General features: G+C 32.2%; 5 protein-coding genes and 1 pseudogene. All 6 read left to right on the plus strand.

Annotated features, from left to right (window positions below; all coding sequences use genetic code 11):
- Positions 1-184, plus strand: a pseudogene (locus E4T68_RS09620) (IS30 family transposase); the annotation flags it as partial.
- Positions 185-448: 264 nt separating this feature from the next.
- Entirely contained in the window at positions 449-931 is a 483-nt protein-coding gene (gene greA / locus E4T68_RS08120; protein ID WP_135125873.1) for a transcription elongation factor GreA, read from the plus strand.
- An 844-nt stretch (positions 932-1,775) separates the two neighbouring features.
- Entirely contained in the window at positions 1,776-2,630 is an 855-nt protein-coding gene (gene mreC / locus E4T68_RS08125; RefSeq protein WP_167753871.1) for a rod shape-determining protein MreC, read from the plus strand.
- Complete coding sequence (gene mreD, locus E4T68_RS08130) at positions 2,627-3,154, plus strand: rod shape-determining protein MreD (protein WP_135125867.1); 528 nt, start codon at positions 2,627-2,629, stop codon at positions 3,152-3,154. The genes mreC and mreD overlap by 4 nt, the downstream gene beginning before the upstream one ends.
- Positions 3,155-3,283: 129 nt before the next feature.
- The gene (gene rpsO / locus E4T68_RS08135) at positions 3,284-3,553 is read left to right on the plus strand and encodes a 30S ribosomal protein S15 (RefSeq protein WP_135125869.1); all 270 of its coding nucleotides are present in this window, start codon (positions 3,284-3,286) and stop codon (positions 3,551-3,553) included.
- A gap of 273 nt (positions 3,554-3,826) precedes the next feature.
- Positions 3,827-5,938 carry a polyribonucleotide nucleotidyltransferase gene (pnp, locus tag E4T68_RS08140; RefSeq protein ID WP_135125871.1) on the plus strand — a complete coding sequence of 704 codons (2,112 nt, stop codon included), beginning with the start codon at positions 3,827-3,829 and terminating at the stop codon, positions 5,936-5,938.
- Positions 5,939-6,172: the final 234 nt, after the last annotated feature.

Raw genomic sequence — 6,172 nt, forward strand, 5'->3', positions numbered from 1 at the left:
ACGAGGGACTAATGAAAATCACAATGGTTTAATTCGAGAATTTTTACCAAAGGGAAAATCATTTAATTTAGTACCTATTCAAATGATAACAACTATACAAAATGCGTTAAATAATAGACCTAGACGTATACTAGACTATGATACACCTCATACTATGTTTAATCGTTTGTGTGCAACGACATAAACTATAACAGAATAGGTGTAACCGTAAAGGCTCGCTACGCTAATACCTTGACCGTTACACCTATTCCATTACAAAACAACTATGTCGCACACAGACATAGACTGTGACTTTAGTATTTTTCATGTACTGTTGCACTTGGCTTTACAATTCGAGTTTTAAAAAAAATTGAAATATAGTTAAATTTTGATTGCTTTTATTCTCTCTTCGTGGTATGGTAACGATATTGTTTATTTAAAGGCAAAGAAAGGTGTGGCAAAGGTTATAATGGAAGAGAAAACATATCCAATGACTTTAGAAGGTAAAGAAAAGTTAGAAGCTGAGTTAGAAGAATTAAAACTTGTTAAGCGTCCTGAAATTATTGAACGTATTAAAATTGCGAGAAGTTACGGAGATTTATCAGAAAATTCAGAATACGATTCAGCTAAAGATGAACAAGCGTTTGTAGAAGGACGCATTACAACAATTGAAAAAATGTTACGTTTTTCAGAAATTATTGATGATCAAGCAATTGATAAAAATGAAGTATCTTTGGGAAGAACTGTTACTTTTATTGAATTGCCAGATGGAGAAGAAGAAACATACACTATTGTAGGTGGTGCAGAAGCTAGTCCACTAGAAGGTAAAATTTCAAATGTTTCACCGATTGCAAGTGCATTAATTGGAAAAAAACTTAACGATATTGTGATTATTGAAACACCTGGTGGATCAATGCAAGTGAAAATTACTAAAATTGAAGCAGCTCAATAATAAGAGTGTGTAAGTCATCATGAATAGTCTATGAATGACAAAATGGGACTGGGAAAAAAGTCTTAAAAATAAAAACAGCTTATAATGACGTCATCAGAAACGTTGATTATAAGCTGTTTTCAATTTTTCAAATGTTAATCAAAAGGCTAAATTTTAGTTTTTTCCCAGTCCCTTTTGATAGAGTTTTAAACTTTAAAAGACATATGAACAGTGAGAAATCAATAAGTAGATAAGATTTCTTATTGCTTTTTGTGAGGTTTTTTTAATAATGTTAGAGTAATCAGAAGAACGCAGTATATAAACATGATGTAAAATAAAGATAACTGATAATAGGTTCTACACATCACTTTATTATAGAGTAATGGCAAAGTACATTTTAAAAGAACATAGCATTTAATGCCAATATTATATCAAAATGAATAACGTGCTTATATTCTGATATATTGATAATATGGTCAGATAGTTTCTTTTTAGTGTACTGATAGTTAGCTTATCGGGAGGAATGTGATATAAATTATATAAGATTTTTAGTATGGATAGTGTGATCTATTAAGGCATCTATTTAATGCCTCTAGTGAAAAATAAATAAAAATCTTTTTAATCTAATATTAATGTTGAATGATACAGACAAATAGCACTAAATCAATGATACTTTATGTTTGAAAAATAAGACTAGCTTGGAATGCTTGATAACATAAGGTTTTATCTTGAGAGAATATGACAGAAATAAGATATAAAAAAATTATTTAATTTTTTTGTTTTTTAAAGGTTTTTTTAATGAAAAATAAACTTTAAAATGGTATGATTTTATAGAAAGATGAATTTGCTTGAAGGACGGATGAGAATGAACAGATTTTTTAATAATAAGCGGCTATTATTTGTAGTGGTTACGATTGTTTTATTAATTGGATTAACAACTTTTTCACTTTTAGTGGGAAATCAAAATACCGTTTCTTCAACTGGCACGGAAACAATGAGTTGGTTTAATCGCTTATTGTCTGCTCCTGCAAATGCTATATCAAATGTGACGAATTCCATTAATCATTTAGTAAACACCTACCAAGAAAATGAAGAATTAAAGAAAAATATGGATAATTATTTTTCGCTTCAACTAAAGCAAGAGGCTTTAGAAAAAGAAAATGCTGCATTAAAACACGAATTGCAATTAAAAAAAGATTTATCAGACTATACAACGGTATCAGCTACTGTGATTAGTCGTTCACCAGATACATGGTTTAACCAACTTGTTATTAATGTTGGACAGGACAATGGATTAGAGATTGGTATGTTAATGATGTCGAATGGTGGTGTGGTCGGACGTGTATCTGAAGTGAGTGCTACAACAGCAAAAGTAATGTTATTAACGACTGCTCAAGAAAATTCTATTTCAATATCCTCGGTTATTCAAACACAAAAAGACGGTGCATACGGTGTTATCAGTAGATATGACAATGCAACAAAACGTTTTATTATGTCAAATATTGATTTGAATGCAGATGTTCAACCAAATCAAACTGTATCAACTTCAGGTTTATCTGGGATCGCACCGAGTGCTTTACCAGTTGGTGTGGTAGAATCGGTTAAAGTAGACGATAGTGGATTGTTTAAAGAAGCGTCAATCAAACCGTATGGAGAGTTGCATGATATTTATTACGTTACCATTGTCAAGCGCAGTAGTGAGAAGGTGCAAAACGAATGAAACGGTTTATTAGTCAATATATCATATTTCCATTTTGTTTAATATTGCCTATTTTTTTAGACGGTATTCTATCCATTTATTCATACAGTGCCTTTATGACAAGCGAACATCAAATGGTATGGCAGTTAACGTATATGATATTTTTTAGTGCAATTATTTTTTATCCTGAAAGACGATATGTTTACTTTGCACTTGTTATCGGTTTAATATATGATTTTTATTACGCTCCAATACTAAGTTTTTATACAACACCGTTTTTATTAATTGTGTATATTTTTATATTATGTCAACCGTATCTCAGTTTGCAAAATTTCCCATTGCGCCTATTATGTAACATTTGTTTGTTATTTAGTGTAAATAGCCTACAATATATTATGGGAATTATTCATAAACTGAATACCATTGAACTGTCGGTTTATTTTAGCCAAAAAGTTGTGCCTACGGTCATTTTAAATGCAGCATGTTTTAGCATAATGTACCCTATGTTAAAAAAAATCTTTTTATGGATAAAATTGAGTAAATAACTAGTCAGTAGTGTTAGATTATGATAGAATGATAATGTGTATTAAACACGTACCTTATACTTGGTCTTTTGGTTTCACCAACCATTCACTCGGCATAAGGAAACATTTAAGAAAGAAGAGGTGTTAGAAATGGCAATTTCTAAAGAACAAAAAACAGAAATCATTAAGGCTTATGCAACACACGAAGGAGATACTGGTTCTCCAGAAGTGCAAATCGCAGTATTAACTGCTGAAATTAATGCTTTAAATGAACATGCACGTGTGCATAAAAAAGATTTTCATTCTGCACGTGGAATGATGAAAAAAATTGGACATCGTCGTCATTTATTGGCGTATTTACGTAACAAAGATATTCAACGTTATCGTGAATTAATTCAACGTTTAGGATTACGTCGTTAATCCACTTTGGAACGGCATTCCCTAGGAGTGCCGTTTTATTTAGGTTTTATGTCAAATAAAGAGTAATTGTGATTTTAGGTCATGTTAAGTATACAGTACTAGATTTGATAATTAAATTGTAGTCCTAGCTATCAATTCTATTTATTGTATAGCTTTTATTTATCATCACAACGAAAAATATTATATATGTGACCACAGTACTACTATGCAAAAAAGAGCTATTTCATAAAATAGTTGTTTTTTGTTTAGTAGCGTGGTAGAAAAGGAGAATTTATGTCAACAAAACAAGTTTTTGAAACAGTTTGGGGAAATCGCCCATTAAAAGTAGAAATCGGACAATTAGCTAAGCAAGCAAACGGTGCTGTATTGGTTCGTTATGGAGATACTGTTGTATTAAGTGCCGTTGTGTGTTCAAAAAATCCTATTGACGGAGATTTTTTTCCGCTAACAGTGAACTATAATGAAAAAATGTATGCTGTAGGAAAAATTCCGGGAGGATTTATCAAACGTGAAGGTCGACCAAGTGAAAGTGCAACACTAACGGCACGTTTAATTGATAGACCTATTCGTCCAATGTTTGCTGAAGGATTTAGAAATGAAGTACAAATTACAAATACAGTATTATCTGTTGAACAAGACTGTTCACCAGAAATGGCAGCAATGTTTGGATCCAGTTTAGCATTATGTATTTCAGATATTCCATTTGATGGTCCTATTGCAGGTGTTGATGTTGGTCGTGTAGATGGACAATATATTATTAATCCAACGGTTTCACAAAAAGAAAATAGCGATATTGAATTGTCTGTTGCAGGAACAAAAACAGCCATTAATATGGTAGAGAGTAGTGCTAAAGAAGTTTCTGAAGAAGATATGTTGAATGCTTTATTATTCGGTCATGAAGCTATTAAAGAGTTAGTAGAGTTTCAAGAGCATATTAGACAAGCAGTTGGAAAAGAAAAAATGACAATTGCGTTGATGCAATTAGACGAACAATTAGTTGAAGAAGCAACTCAATTATTTAAAGCCAAAATGTTGAGTGCTATTCAAACTGTAGAAAAATTAGAACGTGAAGCAAATATTGAGGCTGTTAAAGAAGAATTGATACAGTATTTTGAAGAAAAGTATGCTGATCATGAAGAATTAAGCAGAATTTTAAAAGAGGCTAGTCAAATTGCGTATGATTTAGAGAAAGACGAAGTTAGACGTTTAATTACAGAAGAAAAAATTCGTCCAGATGGGCGTCAATTAGATGAAATTAGACCTCTTGCTTCAGAAGTAGCTTTACTACCTCGTGTACATGGCTCAGGATTGTTTACTCGTGGGCAAACTCAAGCACTTACTGCAGCGACACTTGCACCTTTAGGAGAGCATCAAGTTATAGATGGGTTAGGTATTGAGGAAGGGAAACGATTTATTCATCATTATAATTTTCCTCAATTTTCAGTTGGCTCTACTGGACGTGCAGGAAGTCCAGGACGTCGTGAAATAGGTCATGGTGCTTTAGGAGAACGAGCATTGAAACAAGTTATTCCAACACCAGAAGAATTTCCTTATACCATTCGCTTAGTGTCAGAAGTATTAGAATCAAATGGTTCAAGTTCACAAGCAAGTATTTGTGCAGGGACACTAGCATTAATGGACGCAGGAGTACCAATTAAAGCACCAGTTGCTGGAATTGCTATGGGACTTGTGATGAATGAAGATAGTGGACAGTATACAGTATTGACTGATATTCAAGGTTTAGAAGATCATTTGGGCGATATGGATTTCAAAGTAGCTGGAACAAGTCAAGGAATTACAGCTTTGCAAATGGATATTAAAATTAAAGGAATAACCGAACAAATTTTAACAGAGGCATTAACGCAAGCTAAAAAAGCGCGCTTAGAAATTTTAGAGGAATTGACGAGCACCATTTCTGCTCCTCGTCAAGAGCTTAGCCCTTATGCTCCAAAAATAGAAATGATTCAAATTCATCCAGATCAAATTAAAGTTGTTATCGGACGTGGTGGAGAAACTATTAATGCAATTATTGATGAAACAGGTGTTAAAATTGATATTGATCAAGAAGGAAATGTGAGCATTGCTTCATCTGATTCAGACATGATAAAGCGTGCTATTCAAATTATAGAAGAATTAACGCATCAAGTAGAAGTAGGCAATGTGTATGAAGGTACAGTTAAGCGCATTGAAAAATTTGGAGCATTTGTTGAGTTAGTTAAAGGAAAAGACGGATTAGTGCATATTTCAGAAATAGCACATGAACGTACGAAATCTGTTGAAGATGTTTTATCATTAGAACAAAAAGTTCGTGTTAAAGTTATTGAAATTGATAAACAAGGACGTATCAATTTGTCTATGAAAGCACTGATTGATAAAATGGATTAAATAACTGAAGAAAAAGCATTGTATACGTAGCATAAAAATATAAGCTAAAATATGTTAGATAAAAAATAGATTGTTATACTTAATAAATCGTGTTGGTGAACAAAAAGGTTCGCCAACACGATTATTTTTTTATAGAAAAAAGTGAAGCAAACCAGTAAACTATAAGTTGAGACAAAATAGTAAAGAGGTGCTTCACATGGATAAGAATACCAGAAAATTATTGAAATTGGAAGA

The sequence above is a fragment of the Granulicatella sp. WM01 genome (assembly GCF_004570605.1).
In the GTDB taxonomy this organism is placed as follows: Bacteria; Bacillota; Bacilli; order Lactobacillales; family Aerococcaceae; genus WM01.